A 17093-nucleotide genomic window follows, 5' to 3' on the forward strand; every position below is an offset into this window, starting at 1 on the left:
CCTCATAAATAATGGTCTTCTCCCATGTATTCTAGAGCAAGATCAGAGGAACTACTAGCAGGGATCAACCCGTTATTTTGCACGAAGCTGCATGTATTTGACCCCGCTCGCCTGATATTTCAGAATATCCTCTAAAAGCTCCGCCAGATAAGCTCCTGCCTCGATCGGCAGGGTCCCTCCGCGATGAATATTGGAAATGACTGTACGATCTGATTCTACCGTATTCGCATCCGGTTTGTAAATCATGTAAGCACTGAGACTTTCAGCGGTAGCAAGGCCCGGTCTTTCCCCAATCAAAGAAATGACGACCTTGCAATTGACGATTGACGCTACCTGATCCTGGACCCATACACGTCCACGATGGATAAACACTGGTTTTCCCACACTGATATTGCGCATAGCTAGGCCCTGCAGCAGTGCAGGTAACAGGTCAGGAATGGTCGCTTCGCAGGCCGACGTACTGAGTCCGTCCGAAATAATGATTTGCACGTCCTTGCCTTTATCCGCGTTTTGTTCGAGCCAACGAACTGACTCATCGGAAAGCACGCGTCCGGAGTCCAGATTCATCAAGTAGTCGGACATGTCAGTGGCTTTTGTGTGCAGAGCTGGTAGCTGCAACGTTTCCAGCAGTGTTGGGCTAATTGTTTTCATGACGGCATCATGAGCGGCAGCCTGGTCAATCCGAAATTGTAAATAGCTGCCTGTCTTCATACGAGTGCCAGCGCGTCCGATTCCGATTCTGGCAGGTGTACGATTCATCGCACGCTCCAAAGCCTCTGGATTGTTCGGCTTCTCTATTCCCCGTTGTTTCTGCTCAGGAAATTGAATCACGTCTTGATCTTTCCGGGTAAGCTCCTCCAGTACGCGTTGGACCAGGTCATCCAAATTAATCTGCTTCATTGTGCTTGCCCCCATTCTCGCTAGTCAAATATCGTTAAATCTCCAGCCCGCTCTGTCAAGCGACCATTTTCCATAATCCCCATTTTTTCCAGCCATTTCTCAAATTCTCGCAGTGGTCGCATACCGAGCAGCTCACGATAGCTAGCGTCGTCATGAAAGCTCGTATCCTGATAGCTAAGCATGACATCGTCACCACCCGGCACTCCCATGTAAAAATTGGCGCCCGCGAGCGTGGTCAACATACCAGCGATCTCCTGATCGTTTTGGTCGGCATGCATGTGATTAGTGTAGGTAGGCGCAATTCCCATTGGCAGTCCATGCAATTTGCCCATAAATAAGTCTTCCAAGTCCGCACGGATCATCTGTCTGCCATCGTACAGTGTCTCAGGGCCGATAAAGCCAGAAACATTATTGACCATAAAAGGCTTCCAGTGACGGCAAAAACCGTACGTACGCGCCTCCAATGTTTGCATATCGACACCTTCATGGGATTCCAGAGATACCTCTGAGCCCTGACCGGTTTCAAAATACATGACGTTCGGTCCTGTAGCTGTCCCTTTGCGCAGCATTAGCTCCATCGCTTCGTCCAAAATCTCCTTGCTGACCCCGAAGGCATCATTCGCACGTTGGGAGCCTGCCAGACTTTGGAACATCAAGGAAATGGGGGCTCCACCTCGCAGTGCCTGCATTTGTGTTGTGATGTGTGCCAGTACACAGTTTTGCGTTGGGATTTGCCAGTGCTGCATGAAATCATGCGTCATCTTCAACAGCTTGGTTACGCTTTCAACTGAATCATTATTAGGATTAATCCCGATAACAGCATCTCCTGAGCCATAAGACAGTCCTTCTTTAATCGAGGCCAGGATGCCTTCTGGATCATCGATCGGATGGTTAGGCTGACAACGGAAAGCGAGTCGCCCCGGCTCCCCGATCAGTGTGTTGCAATAAGCCTGGTGCCGCATTTTTTGAGAAGCCATGACGAGGTCAATACTCGACATCAGTTTGGCGGTTGCGGCGATCATTTCACTTGTGAGACCTCTGCCGATCCGAGTCAGCTCAGGCATTCCAGTCGAAAAGGAAAGGATGTAATCGCGAAGCTCACCGACTGTCCAATTTTTAATTTCCTCGTAAACCGAAAGATTCATATCGTCGTAAATAATGCGGGTTACTTCGTCTTTTTCATAAGGAATAACCGGGTTTTCATAAATATCTGAGAGGCGCATCTCACTCAAAACAACCTTTGCTGCCATGCGCTCCAGTGCGGACTCTGCTGCCAGCTTGCTCATGCGATCTCCAGATTTCTCTTCGCTTGCTTTTGCCAACACTTCTCGTATGGACCCAAACTGATATGTTTGCTTACGAATCACACATGCCAACTTCATATTCAGCTTCACTCTCTTTCGCGTTTGAGTCATTTAATAACAAAACAGTCATGTCCAATGTTGTGAAAAACATCGAGACGTTTTTCAAAGAAAAAAGCGCTTTGAATAACAGACGAAATAACCGCCGTTCATCAAGCGCCTTTGCTTTACGTTTTCACTTTTCATATACAATGCTTTTTTTGGCAAATGCCGAAGCTACGGCCGGTAGAAGGTCTTCCTCCATCACGGGCTTTGCTAAATAGGCACAAATTCCATTTGCCTTGTCGTGACCCACCATATCCTTTTGGCTATAGGCGGTTAAAAGGAGTACGTCTACATCCGATTCCCTGCGAATAATACCAGTCGCTGTCAATCCATCCATGACCGGCATTTTCACGTCCATGATGATGAGATGGGGCTTCCATTTTTGCGTCAATCGAACGGCTTCTTCCCCGTTTTTTCCTTCAGCCACTACGTCGTAACCCTCCGCTTGCAGCATTTCTATCAGGTCCATTCGGGTAATAGGATCATCGTCTACAATAATGATTCGATAATGATGACGCAAAATTCCACCTCCTGATCGTCAGAGAATGGACGTGCCAACACTGTTTGTCCCTGCAACAAAAATCGACGCCATTGTCGATCTTTCTTATTTCTTTCAGAATAATAACATTATATCCGTAATTTTTTACTATTTCCACCCTTAATCCAGCTCTGTTCAATTGAGAGAGTTCGAATTACGTGAGTGCCTACCAAACAAGCTACAGCTGATATTTTTTCAATTTTTCGTAAAATCCAGATCTGCTAATACCCATCATCCGAGCAGCCTTGGATTTGTTCCCGTTCGTCTTGCGAAGAGCGCGTTCCAGCTCTGTTTTTTCTGCAGCCTGAACGAGCGTTATGTGATCCCGTTCATCCGCTTTTTTGAGCAACTCATTAGGCAAGTCTGCAATTGAAATGCGTCCCGTTTCAGCCATAATCATACCGCACTCGATGACGTTGCGAAGCTGACGAATATTCCCAGGCCACTCGTATTGCTCAATCAGCTTTTCGACAGAATTCTCTACTCCTGTAATGGTTGTATCCAGAATGGGATTTAGCTGCTTGATGAAAGCGTCTGTCAATACCGGGATATCGCTTTTGCGTGCTCGCAGTGGCGGGATGGAAAATGTGATCACGTGGAGACGGTAAAATAACTCTTCCCGAAACTTCTTTTGCATAATCAGCTCTTCCAAAGGAGCATTCGTTGCAGAGATGATACGTACATCGGTTTGAATCGATTTGGTACCCCCGATCCGAAAAAACTCCTTGCCCTCGATTACACGTAGCAGCTTTGCCTGCAAATGCATGGCCATATCCCCTATCTCATCCAAAAACAAGGTTCCGCCATGTGCCAGCTCCAATTTCCCTATTCGTCCTGCCCGATCTGCACCCGTAAAGGCGCCATTCTCATAACCAAAAAATTCAGCCTCAAGCAAATGTTCGGGGACAGACGCACAGTTGATCGTAACAAAAGGACCCGAGGCTCTCGAACTCGCATGATGGATAGCGTGTGCAAACAATTCCTTGCCCGTTCCGCTTTCCCCACGAATCATGACAGCGGTATTTCGGCGTGCCGCCTTGTGAGCCGAGCTGATCAGATCGAGCATGACTTTATCTACAGTCAAAATATGCTCCCAATGATACAAGGCTTGCGGAAAATGTTTTTGCAATGCTTTATCTGCTTGGCGATTTGCCTGATCGACCTTATCGACGAGCAAGCGTGTTCCGATCTGGCTCATTCCTTTGCCAGGGTCAACCTTATCGACTGTTGTCCCGCAGTTTTGTTCCCGAGAGATTGTTATGCTCTCCGTACTCATATAGCTTTCGATAGCAGTCGTGGAAGGAGCTTTTTCCAGTATCATCCGATACAGCTCACGATGCGAAAAAACACCTACCAATCTGCCCTGGGTATCTCCCACAGGAAGCATATCCATCTGCGTCTCCAGCATCACGCGAGCGGCGTCTTCTAGTGTGTCGGTTGGGCTTAGGTAGGTGGTAATCGGTTGCATCATCTTTTGCATGGTCATACGTCCCCGTCCCTTTCGATACAATGAAGTCTCCTTCTTAATATCATACGACACGGCTGGATGTATCCCTTCTCGGGCATACACAGGTTGAGGTGCATCAATACACGAATATCAGACTGATTCTCCTATTTTCACGCGAAGATCGCAAACCAGCTGGGACATTGTCACTCCTCCTAATATATCTTCCATCGCATGCTGGGCGCGGGTCAAAATCAGCTCTAGCACAAACTGAATGTTGGCTCCAACTGGGCAATTCGGATTTGGTTGGTCATGAATATGAAAAAGCTGCCCTTCTTCTACCACCTCAACAGCACGATAGACATCGAGCAACGTAATCTGCTCCAAATCCTTGGCAAGTGTAGCGCCACCAGCGCCGGCACGAACATGCACGAGCCCCGCTTTCTTTAACTGACCGAGCACTCTGCGGATAATGACGGGGTTGGTATTCACACTTCCCGCAATCCATTCGGATGTGTTGTGAGCATGCGGGTCTACTGATAGTAGCGATAATATATGGACAGCTACAGAGAAGCGACTGCTAATTCTCATGAGGGTCACCCTTTCGTTGTAATGATTATAGTTACACCAGGTAAAGGAAGTCAAGTTAACCATTCCGTCACATCTTTTTCGTTCGTTCTTTCGTCAGTAAACTATAATTGCCTTGTCCTTATTCCATTTATTTGAAAAGGAGTGTCGTCTGCATGATGCATCCACAAATAGATGTCACACCGGCAACCGCCTTGTTAGACATACCTGTTCATATTACACTAAGCGGTTTTGCTCCTCATCAATTAATTACACTACACGCCACATTAAATAATGGTCTTCCGGGTGGAGAGCTGACAGCTTCATCCCATGCTATCTTTCAAGCTGATGAAGATGGAAATGTAGATCTGGTCTCGCAAGCCCCTCTATTTGGGACATACGAAGGCATTGATCCGATGGGGCTGTTTTGGTCTATGCACGTAAAAGCCCAGCGATTTTACAGTCCATATAGCCTCGATGATTTTGAATTTTCACCGCGCTCTACGGAAATCGTATTAACAGCAGAAGTTAATGAAAAAGCTATTGCTACAGCAACGGTCAAACGCTTCTTTGTCTCTCGCGATGTTTCCATCGTAAAGGTGAGGGAGAATGGTTTAATCGGTCAATTTTTTTACAAACAGCAGGCACAAGCCCGTCCAGCGATTCTCGTATTGGGAGGGAGTGAAGGCGGGATCGGTTCCTGCTCACAATTCGCTGCCCTTTTTGCTTCTAATGGTTATCCAGCTCTCGCCCTTGCCTACTTCCAATGTGATGACTTACCAGATGACATCCGTCAGATCCCACTCGAGTATGTACAAGAAGCGATCCAATGGCTCAAACGCCAGCCTGCTGTAGACGCGGACAAAATCGCCGTCTTCGGTCGTTCCAAAGGAGCGGAATTGGCACTCATCATGGGCTCCATCGATCCTGAAATAAAGGCGGTCATAGCTTCCAGCCCCAGCTCTACCGTGAATATTGGATGCGATCGCGAATCTACTGACTCCGAAACGTTTTCCCCTCAGTCCTCCTGGTCCTTCCGTGGTGAACCTCTTCCTTTTGTTCACTGGACACAGGAACAGTCGGAGGAATCACAGGAGCTGCTGGATGCGGGCGAAAGAATCGATCACATCCATGCTGCTGCCTGGAAAGCGTGCGAATGGCTAGAGGACGCGGCTATTCCTGTCGAAAGGATCAATGGTCCGATCCTCTTGCTCTCATCCGATGACGATCACTGGTGGCCTGCAGCCGAGCATTGCGAACAGATGGTTGCCCGGTTACAAGCGAATCAATTTCCTCATCGTGTCGTTCATCTCAGCTATACGGACACAGGTCACGCCATTCGTTTTCCTTATATCCCGACTACACGGACACGCTTAAACGGCGGTACTGCGAAAAACAACGCCTACGCTTCCGAGCATTCCTGGCGTGAGGTGCTCAGCTTTCTCGAAACGACTTTTCCATAAAACTACCGTCTACCCTGTGCTAGTCTTCGGGTTTATAATGGACAAGTCCCTACATACGAGGAACGGAATTGTCTACAAGATACAGGAGGCTAGCAGTCCATGCTTGACTATGTAGTAAAGTTTATATTAGGTGGCACGATTGTAGTCATAGCGACTTATTTTAGCAAGACGAAAAATATTTTTCTATCTGGCATTATCACAACTTTGCCTATCGTCACCCTGTTGAACATGATGCTCCAAATCAAATATATGAACAGCCAAGAGTTCCATTCCGCACAAAAAAGCGGCATCCTCGGAGCGATCGGTTTGGTCTTGTTCATATCCACCTGCTACGTGTTAACAACGTGGGTTAAACCCATCTATGCGATCGCCTTTGCAATTGTGACACTGTTTTTATATTTTTGGATGTATAAGCAATTTTCCGGATGAAATCATTCTCATAAGAGGTTGTTCAAAAAGTCGTCTTTTGATCACGAAGCAGTCCTGAAAGCGAGTTCGACATCGAAAATGGCGTTCACCTTCGAAGTCCGGTGCTCATGTAGTTTGCCTACATTCCGCTCCTCCTTCGTACGGTTCTCGCCATTTTCTCGGTGCTGAAAAGCCAACTTTTTGAACTCGCACTATATAGAAACAGGTAAAGCCTACTTTGATGACGAAGTAGGCTTTACTGCGTATTTCATATAGGAAAGGATGCTGACAAAGATGGACTGCATTTTTTGCAAAATCGTAAACGGGGAACTCCCCTCCAAGAAAGTATATGAGGATGAGCATGTAGTCGCCTTTCACGATATCAATCCAATTGCTCCCGTACACGTACTCATGATCCCGAAAAAGCATATTCAATCGGTCCTCGCGATTGAACCGGAAGACAAGGAGCTGATCGGTCACCTCCACCTCTCCCTGCAAAAGGTAGCAGAGGAGATGGGCGTCACTGAACAAGGATTCCGTATTGTAACCAACATCGGCGAGCACGGTCAGCAGACGGTCTTCCATCTGCATTATCACCTGATCGGCGGCAAGCAGCTGAAATGGACCATGTAAGAGCTTAATCTCGCATCTGTGAAGTGATGTGGCGGGCGATTCCTTCCCCGTGAAACCGGCCATTCTCAATAAAGATAGCATTCGCGTGGTGGCCCGCCGCGATCACACCTGCGATGTACAGATGTGGGACATTTGTCTCCATCGTATCTGCGTCATGCTGTGGTATGCCCGAATCCGGATCTGTTTTCACTCCTAGTGAATGCAAAAAAGTGCGGTCTGGACGATAGCCAATCAGGGAGAATACGTGGTCATTGTCCAAGCTGATAACCTCTGCACCCGTGTTTATATGGATTGTACGCTCTTCAATACTTGCTACGTTTGCACCAAAATACATGCGGATGCGCCCTTTGTTGATCAGACTCTCAAATACAGGTCTGGTCCACGCCTTCACCTTATCCGATAACTCTGGTCTGCGGCAAATGACTGTCACACGTGCTCCTGCCCGCTCCAGCTCCATTGCAGCATCGACTGCCGAGTTGTTTCCTCCGACAACAGCTACATTCATCCCCGCATACGGATGTGCTTCCTTGTAAAACGATGAGACCTTGGGAAGCTGCTCTCCTGGTACGCCCAAACGGTTTGGATTGTCAAAATAACCAGTGGCGATGATCAAATTCTTGGTATCGTATGCATGGGACGTCCCGTAGCGATCTGTTGTATTCACACGAAAGCCATCAGCTGTCTGACCAGCCCCAGTAACGGTCTCATAGACATTCACTCGGAGGTTTTCACGTGAAGCCACCAATCGGTAGTAGTTAAGAGCTTCTTGTCTCGTTGGCTTGTCATTCGCCGTCGCAAATGGAACGCCACCGATCTCCAAAAGCTCTGGCGTACTGTGAAATATCATATATGTGGGGTACCGATATATTGAATGAACAAGTGATCCCTTTTCAATAATGAGCGGATCAAGCCCGGCGCGCTTGCAGGCGATTGCTGCTGCGAGACCACAGGGTCCTCCCCCTACAATAAGTACGTCTTCCATTTCTCTCCCGCCTCGTTTCTTTTCGTTTCTTTTCGTCTCTCTCCTATCATTGCCCTCTTATCATACCATACCGCTACTTTTTCTAATGCCTTCACTTGGCATTGCTTTTACCAATAAATAGCCAATGAAAGACTGGTTATATCTCCTTATACTGGATGTATGATGAATAAACAACGCATACATATCTGGTTTGTTTCACTTGTATTTCTGATGTACAGCCTTACGCTGGCCATTGGGGTACCCGCTTCAACAGCATCAACGAACAACCTGCGAGACATCGGAAACAGCTACGCACAAAAGCAGATTCGCTCGCTTCATGAAGCAGGTGTCATTGCCGGTGATGAAAATGGGTATTTCCACCCTACCAGTCCTGTCACTCGTGCAGAATTCGTAACGATGCTCAGTCGTACAGTAGGAATCAAGCCCGTTTCAGGAACTGTCGTCTCCTATACAGATGTCCCGAAAAACTCATGGGCATACGGATACGTACAGGCTGCGGCTGCCCTGAATATCGCAAACGGCATCGGTCCGACTACTTTTGCCCCGAAACGTACGATTTCTCGCGAAGAAGCGGCGGCTTTTCTCGTTCGGGCATTGGAACAAAATGCTTCCACCACGACAAGCCTGAACGTAAAAGATGCGAAAATGGTTTCGAGCTGGGCACGCAACTCAGTCAGCAAGGCCATGCAAAATAATTGGCTGGTTGGCTACCAAGGATATTTCCGCCCGTCTGCAGCCCTCTCTCGTCAAGAGACGGCCGTTATCCTACAGCGAATTCTGGATGATTTGAATGCACAGACAACTGCTACTCGGCCACTCGTATCACTAGGCTGGCAGTACCAATCCACAACGGAGGAATTTATTGCTCAAGTAAAAAAGAGTGGCGTCAACACACTGTCTCCACGATGGTATTTCCTGCAAAAAGACGGTACAGTGAGTGACTTCTCTGATGCTTCACTCGTTAACTGGGCTCATGACAACGGAAAGCAGGTTTGGGCTCTCTTTGGAAACAAATTTGATTCCGCTGCTACGCATGCCGCGCTATCTGATGCAGGCAAACGCAAGGCAATCGTACAAAAATTGTCAGGCTTTATTGACAAGTATCAATTGGATGGGATCAATGTCGATTTCGAAGGCTTTGCCCCTGGTGACCGTAATAACTTTACGCTGTTTATTCAGGAGCTGGCTGCTGCCCTGCACGCAAAGGGCGCCGTTCTTTCAGTCGATATTCCACCTGACTCAGGTACGGATTGGAGCGAGCCCTACGACTTCGCAAAGCTGGCAAAATATGCAGACTATCTCGTATTGATGGCTTATGAAGAACATTGGGTCGGAGGGACCAAGTCAGGCTCAGTCGCTTCACTGCCTTGGATAAAAAAGATTATCTCTGATTTGCTTGCTGAAATGCCTGCGAAAAAGCTGATTGTCGGACTGCCGCTCTATACACGTGACTGGTATCAGTCAGGCAAGCAATTGCAGTCTGTCGATCTGAGTATCCCACAATCGTATCAGCTTATCTCACAATACAAGGCGAGTACGACATGGGATGATTCTATCGGACAATACCGTTCTACCTACAAAAAACAAGGAGTGACACACACGATCTGGTTGGAGGAAAGCCGATCGATGGGGTTAAAAGTACAAGCAAGCCTGCAGTGGGACATAGGAGGATTGGCTTACTGGTATGTCGGTTCTGAATCAACCGACATGTGGACAGCCATTGCCAACTCGATTACTCTCAAGCAGGCACGTGCAAGACTGTAAGAATAAATAAGTGAAGATGATTGTGGGTGCCCCTTACACTTGTTAACCTGGGCTCTCACAATCATCTTTTTTGCAATCGGCACGAACTGCTTGCAGCTTCGTGTTAATAAGTGCCAGATGAACCTGCTCCACCAGGATGTTTGGGAGGCTCGATGATCAAGTAGTTTGTCTCAAAAGTACGGATACTAGTCACTCTATAGCCAATAACCTCCTATTGTCTTACCCATAGCGCTAGCGTATATTTAAATGCTACCCCTACACTCCCATTATCGCATCCCTAGTCGTTTGATAAGATTAGCCACTGAATAGATAAGGAGGAATCAACAATGAAGATGGAAATCTTTGATAACCGGACCATTTCGATTTTTCTGAATGAGACCGAACTTTCATCTCGGGGTTATAGACATGATGATCATGAGGCGAGCCTCGCTCTTATCAATCATTGGATAGATGAAGCTCTCCTTTTTGCTGAGTCGACACACGACTTTCCAGCCATTGATATGCCTTGCCGTACTGAAGTAGCTTTTGTCCCTTCTCAAGGTATGTATATTACAATTACATTGACGGATCATCCTGAAGAAAAGGATGAAATTGCACCTGCAAGTCTTTTGGACAATTCTACTGCTTTCTTCGCATTTCGAGACTTCGAGGACATCACACGGTTCGCAGCGAAAATCCGTATGGAATTGCGGAAAAACGGAAAACTTTATGTCTTTCAGAATGATTACTTGCTTCTTTTGCAAGAATCTGAGTTTTCCTTAACAGCCAATTATGAAGACGCGTGCTCTATCGCAAGCGAATATGGTGAAAAAATTACGGATTATACCGCCGAGGTCGTCGATACCTACGGAAAGGTCATTTTTGAGAAGCATGCTATCTATGAGATATCTAGACTCTTCCCTTGTGACTGAAAAATTAAAAATTGAACTCTCTCTTGATTGGTTGTACTCATGAAGCCACCCTTATCTGGGCTGGCTTTTTCTTTTTTGGATGAATTTCTTTTTCCATATTCATACTGAAAAGGAGTAAAGGAGGAAGATAAAATGTCTGATATTTTAATGAGTAGCGAACTAAAAGCAAAAACCGATGAAGCGATACAAGGCCTAACCTTTACGAAAAATTTCCGTTCCGCAACAGCCGAGGAATGGTATCTTTTTCTGCCGGGATACCAAGATCCGCAAACAAAAGGGGCTTGCGGAAAAGTGTTCATTCATTACGATCTGTTTGGGAATCGAGATATATTCATTCACACTACCGTGATCTTCGATGATCCAACGCTTTACGACCCTATCCTGCATCCTCTCGTCTATGCAGTAGTAGACGAGATTGTCAATCGCTTGGTTGGATATGCCAATACGTTGCTTTCTGTGCATGCTGGTACAAATTCCTATACGGCAGAATACGTTAGTTAGGTACCCTTTTGCATAAATTATTACTAGGTATGTACGATTGCCGCTCTTGATCCATCGGGAAATCAACCCTTTACAGGAGGAACTGTGATGAAAAACAATCAGGAACTGTTCAATGCTACTGATGAGGTCGCCGAGAAAATGTACGAGCCATCCTATTACAAAAGCACATCTCAGACAGAGAAAGGGTTAGCTGTTACGCATGAACAAGTGAGCGATGTATATGCGGAAGGTACGAACGATGGAAACATTGATGAAAATACAGGGGAGAATAATATGTAGGTACCTCAACCAGTTGTAGGACATGCTTAAAGCACCAAGTGAGACTTAGAAAAAACCGTCCTGATCTGGGACGGTTTTTGTCTGATTAATCATTTTGGCGAACAGTGTCCGCATTATTCGTCCATCCCCAGCTCTCAACCTGTGGTTCCTCACGATCCTTATCGATTGAAGCCTGTGTGGGTTGAGTTTTTGCTTTCTTCATTTCTTCGTCCGTTTTCAAGCTAGCTCGCAAATCCATCGTTCCCCTCCTTAATCTTCTCATGATAGTTACTCGGGAGAATAACCCTCTGATTCGTTTGTTAAGCCCTGATATTGGGTAAGTGCTGAAATCAATTCTGGGCAGGTATCTCTATTTGCTTCTGCAATCTTTTTCAGATCGAAATACATTTCCGACAATGCAAACATAGGGTTCTTCGTTTCCGTGGACTGCTGGAGCGCCGATCTGGTAACGACACCATTTGTCTGCACAAAGAACGACTCTGATGAAGTCTCTTCGATATTCCGCCTCACTTCCTCCAACTGTGTCTGCAATTGTTGTGGGAACATCCCCTTGTGCTTTTCGATATTTTCCAAAAGCGTAAGGACATAATCTTTCTTGGTCATAATGAATGCCATCCTTTCATCCAAGCTACTCGACTATTTTGCCCGAATGAAGAAAAACACATCCGAGACCATAGAACACGAAACCAAATGGCTCGTCTTTTCGTATTTTCTAGGAGAGTTCTTGTTGTGGAGGTGCACAATGGGTTATTTTTCGCGATTGGTTGATAATTTTTTCTCATTTGAATGCATTGCCCCCTGGATAACAGAAGACGAACTACAGCAGCATCTTCGTTTACTGCAAACACAGAAATGGTTTCTGATGTGGCTTTTGGACGAGAAGAATCAATACTTGCTGCACCATAATTATCAGGTTGCCAATCTTTTAATTGATAAGGATTACGTTCAGCAGCTTCTATCGCAACCGGAGGCGCAGACACAATTTTTGCAGTCGATGGAGCAGCTGAAAAATACGTACGAATGGTAGTTAACGCTGGACAAGGAAGTGGCAATTTTTTGGTACAAAAAAACTGCCACCCTGTTAATTACAGGAAGTGGCAGCTGTACGTGCTACGCTATATGATTAACCGACCTTTTGCAGCAGCTTTCCCCGCAATTTCGCCAGCATGTCTTCTGTCATCTTATCCAAATCATACTCTGCTTTGAAGCCCCATTCCTGCATAGCAGCTGACGCATCAATCGAATTCGGCCAGCTATCCGCAATCGCTTGACGAACCGGGTCTACCTCGTAAGAAAGCTTGAACTCAGGAATGTGCTTGCGAATCGATGCTGCTACATCCTCTGGCTCGATACTCATGGCAGTTACGTTAAACGCATTGCGGTGAATGAGCTTGGATGCATCTGCTTCCATTAACCCGACAATCGCATTGAGCGCATCTGGCATGTACATCATGTCCATATAAGTGCCTTTTCCAATATAAGAGGTGTACTCTTTGTTTTGAATCGCTTTGTAATAAATATCCACCGCATAGTCAGTTGTTCCTCCACCTGGAGGTGCTACGTATGAAATGAGTCCGGGGAAACGCACACCGCGTGTATCTACCCCAAATTTTTGGTAGTAGTAGTCACACAACATTTCGCCTGAGACTTTATTTACACCATACATCGTCGTAGGACGCTGAATCGTATCTTGTGGCGTATTGTCTTTTGGCGTGGATGGACCAAAAGCACCTATGGAGCTTGGAGTGAAGAACTGGCAGTTCAGCTCACGTGCAGTCTCCAAAGCGTTAACCAATCCACCCATGTTCAAATTCCAAGCCAGAAGAGGCTTTGCTTCTGCTGTGGCGGATAAGAGTGCTGCCAAATGCATAATCGTATCCACCTGATGTTTTTTGGCTAGCTCAAACATCCGCTCCCCATCTGTTACATCCAAAATCTCGAACGGCCCTGCTTGCACGACTGGATCGTCTTCTTTTTTGCGAATATCGGTCGCTACAACTTGATCGGCACCGTACACATTACGCAGCTTTGTGATCAGCTCGGACCCGATCTGCCCCAGCGCCCCTGTTACCAGTATCTTTTTCATTTGAGAATCCCCATTTCTTTGCCTACTTTTTCATAGATGCTCAGGGCTTGATCCAGCATTTCTTTTGTATGTGCTGCCGTTGGCATGTTTCGTACGCGACCTGTGCCTTTTGCTACGGTTGGGAACACAATCGCTTTCGCATATACGCCTTCTGCATAGAGACGTTTACTAAAATCTTGTGTCTGCGACTCATCACCGATGATGCATGGTGTAATCGGTGTTTCACTCTCGCCAATGTTAAAGCCGAGCTCTTTTAAGCCTTTTTTCAAGTAATTGCCGTTATCCCATAGCTTGTCATGCAGCTCTGTACTGTTTTGCAAAATATCGATAGCTGCAATCGATGCTGCCACATCTGCAGGTGTCAACGCTGTGGAGAACAGGAATGGTCTGCTGCGAACCTTGAGCCAGTCGATCAGCTCTTGGCGGCCGGCTACATAGCCACCCACTACGCCAATCGCTTTGGAAAGAGTTCCGATCTGGAAGTCGATTTTGTCCGACAAGCCAAAGTGCTTCACAGTTCCTGCACCTTTACCCAAAACACCGGAGCCATGTGCATCATCTACGTACGTAATCAAATCGAATTCTTCGGCAACCTCCACGATTTCAGGGAGCTTGGCAACGTCACCATCCATGGAGAAAACTCCATCTGTAATGACCATCAATTTCTTATATTTACCGGACTCTTTTGCTTCTTTTGCTTTCGCGCGCAGATCATCAATATCGGAGTGATTGACGCGAATGATTTGTGCACGAGACAGTCGGCAACCATCAATAATCGAAGCGTGGTTCAACTCGTCGGACAAAATAGCATCATCTTTGTCCATGACCGCTGAGATCGCAGCCATGTTGCAGTTAAAGCCGGACTGATAAGCGATTGCTGCTTCTGTGTGCTTGAAAGCTGCAAGCTTTTCTTCAAGCTGTGTATGAAGCTCAAGCGTACCGTTGATGGTCCGAACTGCACCGGCACCTACCCCATACTTTTGTGCAGCAGCTACAGCCGCATCAATAAGACGTTGATCTGTTGCCAGACCGAGGTAGTTATTGGAGGAAAGATTGATCAGTTTTTTTCCAGAGATCGTGATGACCGGACCATTTGCACTTTGCAATGGATCGATGACATTGTATAGACCTTTGCTTTTCAGATCAGTCAAATTTTCTTGTAAAAAATGCTCCAATGTTTTGCTCGCCAACGTGAATCCCTCCAGCATTCGACCATGGGCTGTACACGTGCGGACTGACTTCGTAATTTCCACAAAAACAAATGTACACTCCGTATGGACGTTATATTTTTGATTAAAACGCTCTAAATCAACCTTATTTGCTATTAGGTTACCACCATTTTCATAAAATGTCCATATGACAAAGACATAAATGATCACGCTTTCACAAAAAAATTCTGTCCCTCCCCATAAAGTTCTCCTTCTCGAGCAATCTTAGACTTAGCGGTGAAAAAACAAAAAACCACTCTCCACCATTTCAAGTGGAATGTGGTTTTGCTTTATTTCTTGGCTTTTTCCGATTTTAAAATGCCACGTCTTGCCGATTCCGTCCGTGCAAAGCCACCTGGCATATAGCGATGCGTCATCAATGATTCAACTGGCTCATCATTACGCAGGTGCTGCTCGACCAAAAGGTCTGCATTCTCTGGTGTCACGTTTTCATACCAGATCCCCTCTGGATAAACGATCACTACACAGGCATCCTCACACCGCCCATTACAGCGTGTGCGGGTAGTATGTACGACATCATCCAACCCTGCTCTTGTGATTGATTCCCGAATTGCTGCCGTTACTTCTTCCCCACCTTTGCGCATACAGCTGCCGCCATTACAGATCAATACATGGTGCGTCGTTTGCGATAAATCCCAAGTTGCCACTTCCTGTCACTCCTCCCTGTATCAAAACGTAATGATAACGTTTATCTACTGTTTTACTATATCTTTTCTCATCATGCCTGTAAATAGCGCAATTAGCAATTCCCAGAACGTTTAGTTTTTGATAGAATATATGTTCGTACACAAATATGATAGATGGTGGTGAAAGCATGTCCGTAACCAAGCAACGCGATGCCTTGCAGCTACTAGAATTAATGGGCTCCTTTCCCTGGTACGTGGAGAAATTCATTGAGCATAAAAAAACGAAGAAAAATTCTCCCTCCACCCTGCTCGGTTATTTGCGTGATATTACGTTTTTCTTTCGTTGGATGATGACAGAAGGCTTGACCCCTGCCGCTGAGATGAAGCATATTCCCTTGCAGGATCTCAATGATCTTAAGAAGGAAACGGTAGAAAGCTATATTCTGTACTTACAGGAATCACATCTATATGAGCGCTCTGCTCTTTTGACCAAGCCTACCCGCAGTGCAAAAAAAGAGTACAGTGATCGGACAATCAGCAGAAAGATTTCCAGTCTGAAATCATTGTTTCATTACTTGGCTGCATTGGCTGAGGATGATAATGGCGAATCGTATTTAACTCGCAATGTCCTAGCCAAAATAGAAGTGGAAACGATCGAGCTCACCCCGCTAGCCCGAGCAAATGCTATTCGTGCCAAAATATTGATCGACGATGAAATTTACCAGTTCGTCGATTTTGTCTACAACGGTTACCTTGCGCATTGTAACACGGTGAAAAAGCAGCAATTTCATCTCCAAAACCGCGATCGTGATACCGCCATTGTCGCGTTGATTCTCTCGGGAGGCTTTCGTGTATCAGAAATCGTAAGCTTGGACTTGTCCGATATTGTTATGGAAAAGAATCAACTAAAAATGGTGCGCAAGGGCAAAAAAGAGGACGCTCCCTTTTTCAGTGATTGGGGAAAAGAATACTTGGGGCGCTATTTGCAAGAGCGAGACAAATATATGCCATCACACCAGGAAGATGCTGTTTTTCTTGCTGTCTCCCCGACCAATCCAAATGGTCATCGTATTGAGGTTCGCTCCGTTCAAAAGCTGGTGAAAAAATACGCCAAAGCTTTTGGAATCCCAGACTTGTCCGTACATAAGCTCAGGCACAGCTTCGCGACCCAGTTTTTGCGCTTGAACCCCGATCCTCACCAGCTCCAGGCGCAACTGGGACATTCCAAAATCGAAACAACCATGCAGTACGCTCATGTCTTAGAGGATGCTCTAGGCAAAGCCGTCAATCGAACCACATAAGCATCGTTGCACGACAAATACACTGACTGTCTGCTTTGTCTCGTCTACGGATGGT

The 17093-nt window shown here is 46.2% G+C and carries 20 protein-coding genes; 9 read left to right on the forward strand and 11 right to left on the reverse strand.

Going from position 1 to position 17093, the window contains the following annotated elements; genetic code table 11:
* Window positions 1-72: 72 nt before the first annotated feature.
* The 5 genes from eutC to C3B52_RS05685 form a co-directional block, all read right to left on the reverse strand.
* Entirely contained in the window at window positions 73-900 is an 828-nt protein-coding gene (gene eutC / locus C3B52_RS05665; RefSeq protein WP_103105115.1) for an ethanolamine ammonia-lyase subunit EutC, read from the reverse strand.
* Window positions 901-920: 20 nt separating this feature from the next.
* On the reverse strand, window positions 921-2282 hold the full coding sequence (locus tag C3B52_RS05670; RefSeq protein ID WP_103105116.1) for an ethanolamine ammonia-lyase subunit EutB: 1362 nt from the start codon (window positions 2280-2282) through the stop codon (window positions 921-923).
* A gap of 154 nt (window positions 2283-2436) precedes the next feature.
* Window positions 2437-2826 (reverse strand): response regulator, encoded by a 390-nt coding sequence (locus C3B52_RS05675; RefSeq protein ID WP_103105117.1) that lies wholly within the window; start codon window positions 2824-2826, stop codon window positions 2437-2439.
* A gap of 196 nt (window positions 2827-3022) precedes the next feature.
* The gene (locus tag C3B52_RS05680) at window positions 3023-4330 is read right to left on the reverse strand and encodes a sigma 54-interacting transcriptional regulator (RefSeq protein WP_103105118.1); all 1308 of its coding nucleotides are present in this window, start codon (window positions 4328-4330) and stop codon (window positions 3023-3025) included.
* 111 nt (window positions 4331-4441) lie between these two features.
* On the reverse strand, window positions 4442-4879 hold the full coding sequence (locus C3B52_RS05685) for an Rrf2 family transcriptional regulator (RefSeq protein ID WP_103105119.1): 438 nt from the start codon (window positions 4877-4879) through the stop codon (window positions 4442-4444).
* Window positions 4880-5031: 152 nt separating this feature from the next.
* Between C3B52_RS05685 and C3B52_RS05690 the strand changes: the two genes are divergently transcribed.
* From C3B52_RS05690 to C3B52_RS05700, 3 genes are all read left to right on the forward strand, one after another.
* Window positions 5032-6318, forward strand: coding sequence for an acyl-CoA thioesterase/bile acid-CoA:amino acid N-acyltransferase family protein (locus C3B52_RS05690; RefSeq protein ID WP_103105120.1), 1287 nt, complete (start codon window positions 5032-5034; stop codon window positions 6316-6318).
* Between the two features lie 99 nt (window positions 6319-6417).
* Entirely contained in the window at window positions 6418-6747 is a 330-nt protein-coding gene (locus tag C3B52_RS05695; RefSeq protein WP_103105121.1) for a DUF3147 family protein, read from the forward strand.
* 273 nt (window positions 6748-7020) lie between these two features.
* Window positions 7021-7359: a histidine triad nucleotide-binding protein gene (locus C3B52_RS05700; protein WP_103105122.1), complete on the forward strand. Its 339-nt coding sequence runs from the start codon at window positions 7021-7023 to the stop codon at window positions 7357-7359.
* Window positions 7360-7363: 4 nt separating this feature from the next.
* On the opposite strand, the gene C3B52_RS05705 is transcribed toward C3B52_RS05700, so the two are convergent.
* Complete coding sequence (locus C3B52_RS05705; protein WP_103105123.1) at window positions 7364-8341, reverse strand: YpdA family putative bacillithiol disulfide reductase; 978 nt, start codon at window positions 8339-8341, stop codon at window positions 7364-7366.
* Window positions 8342-8503: 162 nt separating this feature from the next.
* On the opposite strand from C3B52_RS05705, the gene C3B52_RS05710 reads away from it, so the two are divergent.
* The 4 genes from C3B52_RS05710 (at window position 8504) to C3B52_RS05725 (ending at window position 11796) form a co-directional block, all read left to right on the forward strand.
* Window positions 8504-10105 carry an S-layer homology domain-containing protein gene (locus C3B52_RS05710; protein WP_235615611.1) on the forward strand — a complete coding sequence of 534 codons (1602 nt, stop codon included), beginning with the start codon at window positions 8504-8506 and terminating at the stop codon, window positions 10103-10105.
* A 326-nt stretch (window positions 10106-10431) separates the two neighbouring features.
* A complete protein-coding gene (locus C3B52_RS05715; RefSeq protein WP_103105125.1) occupies window positions 10432-11016 on the forward strand; it encodes an adaptor protein MecA in 585 nt (194 codons plus the stop codon).
* A gap of 132 nt (window positions 11017-11148) precedes the next feature.
* A complete protein-coding gene (locus C3B52_RS05720; RefSeq protein WP_103105126.1) occupies window positions 11149-11517 on the forward strand; it encodes a hypothetical protein in 369 nt (122 codons plus the stop codon).
* Between the two features lie 87 nt (window positions 11518-11604).
* Entirely contained in the window at window positions 11605-11796 is a 192-nt protein-coding gene (locus tag C3B52_RS05725; RefSeq protein WP_103105127.1) for a YozQ family protein, read from the forward strand.
* Window positions 11797-11881: 85 nt separating this feature from the next.
* Here C3B52_RS05725 and C3B52_RS36330 read toward each other — a convergent pair whose 3' ends face one another.
* Window positions 11882-12034, reverse strand: a complete 153-nt coding sequence (locus C3B52_RS36330; protein WP_164684711.1) for a hypothetical protein — start codon at window positions 12032-12034, stop codon at window positions 11882-11884.
* A 29-nt stretch (window positions 12035-12063) separates the two neighbouring features.
* On the reverse strand, window positions 12064-12399 hold the full coding sequence (locus C3B52_RS05730) for a hypothetical protein (RefSeq protein ID WP_103105128.1): 336 nt from the start codon (window positions 12397-12399) through the stop codon (window positions 12064-12066).
* 139 nt (window positions 12400-12538) lie between these two features.
* Here C3B52_RS05730 and C3B52_RS05735 point away from each other — a divergent pair, with 139 nt between their 5' ends.
* Window positions 12539-12823 carry a hypothetical protein gene (locus C3B52_RS05735; protein ID WP_103105129.1) on the forward strand — a complete coding sequence of 95 codons (285 nt, stop codon included), beginning with the start codon at window positions 12539-12541 and terminating at the stop codon, window positions 12821-12823.
* A 96-nt stretch (window positions 12824-12919) separates the two neighbouring features.
* Here C3B52_RS05735 and C3B52_RS05740 read toward each other — a convergent pair whose 3' ends face one another.
* The 3 genes from C3B52_RS05740 to C3B52_RS05750 form a co-directional block, all read right to left on the reverse strand.
* Entirely contained in the window at window positions 12920-13882 is a 963-nt protein-coding gene (locus C3B52_RS05740) for an L-threonine 3-dehydrogenase (RefSeq protein ID WP_103105130.1), read from the reverse strand.
* On the reverse strand, window positions 13879-15072 hold the full coding sequence (locus tag C3B52_RS05745) for a glycine C-acetyltransferase (protein WP_103105475.1): 1194 nt from the start codon (window positions 15070-15072) through the stop codon (window positions 13879-13881). The genes C3B52_RS05740 and C3B52_RS05745 overlap by 4 nt, the downstream gene beginning before the upstream one ends.
* Before the next feature lie 308 nt (window positions 15073-15380).
* A complete protein-coding gene (locus C3B52_RS05750) occupies window positions 15381-15758 on the reverse strand; it encodes a (2Fe-2S) ferredoxin domain-containing protein (RefSeq protein ID WP_103105131.1) in 378 nt (125 codons plus the stop codon).
* 167 nt (window positions 15759-15925) lie between these two features.
* Between C3B52_RS05750 and xerS the strand changes: the two genes are divergently transcribed.
* Entirely contained in the window at window positions 15926-17038 is a 1113-nt protein-coding gene (gene xerS / locus C3B52_RS05755; RefSeq protein WP_103105132.1) for a tyrosine recombinase XerS, read from the forward strand.
* Window positions 17039-17093 lie beyond the last annotated feature (55 nt).

The sequence above is a fragment of the Brevibacillus reuszeri genome, from assembly GCF_002897295.1.
GTDB classification, from domain to species: Bacteria; Bacillota; Bacilli; order Brevibacillales; family Brevibacillaceae; genus Brevibacillus; species Brevibacillus reuszeri_A.

Excerpts from the sequence above, each read along its gene's own strand:
- C3B52_RS05690 (WP_103105120.1), top strand. The coding sequence starts at position 5,032 with ATGATGCATCCACAAATAGATGTCACACCGGCAACCGCCTTGTTAGAC.
- C3B52_RS36330 (WP_164684711.1), bottom strand. The coding sequence starts at position 12,034 with ATGGATTTGCGAGCTAGCTTGAAAACGGACGAAGAAATGAAGAAAGCA.
- C3B52_RS05695 (WP_103105121.1), top strand. The coding sequence starts at position 6,418 with ATGCTTGACTATGTAGTAAAGTTTATATTAGGTGGCACGATTGTAGTC.
- C3B52_RS05715 (WP_103105125.1), top strand. The coding sequence starts at position 10,432 with ATGAAGATGGAAATCTTTGATAACCGGACCATTTCGATTTTTCTGAAT.
- C3B52_RS05735 (WP_103105129.1), top strand. The coding sequence starts at position 12,539 with ATGGGTTATTTTTCGCGATTGGTTGATAATTTTTTCTCATTTGAATGC.
- C3B52_RS05685 (WP_103105119.1), bottom strand. The coding sequence starts at position 4,879 with ATGAGAATTAGCAGTCGCTTCTCTGTAGCTGTCCATATATTATCGCTA.
- C3B52_RS05725 (WP_103105127.1), top strand. The coding sequence starts at position 11,605 with ATGAAAAACAATCAGGAACTGTTCAATGCTACTGATGAGGTCGCCGAG.
- C3B52_RS05680 (WP_103105118.1), bottom strand. The coding sequence starts at position 4,330 with ATGACCATGCAAAAGATGATGCAACCGATTACCACCTACCTAAGCCCA.
- C3B52_RS05740 (WP_103105130.1), bottom strand. The coding sequence starts at position 13,882 with ATGAAAAAGATACTGGTAACAGGGGCGCTGGGGCAGATCGGGTCCGAG.
- xerS (WP_103105132.1), top strand. The coding sequence starts at position 15,926 with ATGTCCGTAACCAAGCAACGCGATGCCTTGCAGCTACTAGAATTAATG.
- C3B52_RS05705 (WP_103105123.1), bottom strand. The coding sequence starts at position 8,341 with ATGGAAGACGTACTTATTGTAGGGGGAGGACCCTGTGGTCTCGCAGCA.
- C3B52_RS05730 (WP_103105128.1), bottom strand. The coding sequence starts at position 12,399 with ATGACCAAGAAAGATTATGTCCTTACGCTTTTGGAAAATATCGAAAAG.
- C3B52_RS05720 (WP_103105126.1), top strand. The coding sequence starts at position 11,149 with ATGTCTGATATTTTAATGAGTAGCGAACTAAAAGCAAAAACCGATGAA.
- C3B52_RS05670 (WP_103105116.1), bottom strand. The coding sequence starts at position 2,282 with ATGAAGTTGGCATGTGTGATTCGTAAGCAAACATATCAGTTTGGGTCC.
- C3B52_RS05710 (WP_235615611.1), top strand. The coding sequence starts at position 8,504 with ATGAATAAACAACGCATACATATCTGGTTTGTTTCACTTGTATTTCTG.
- C3B52_RS05700 (WP_103105122.1), top strand. The coding sequence starts at position 7,021 with ATGGACTGCATTTTTTGCAAAATCGTAAACGGGGAACTCCCCTCCAAG.
- eutC (WP_103105115.1), bottom strand. The coding sequence starts at position 900 with ATGAAGCAGATTAATTTGGATGACCTGGTCCAACGCGTACTGGAGGAG.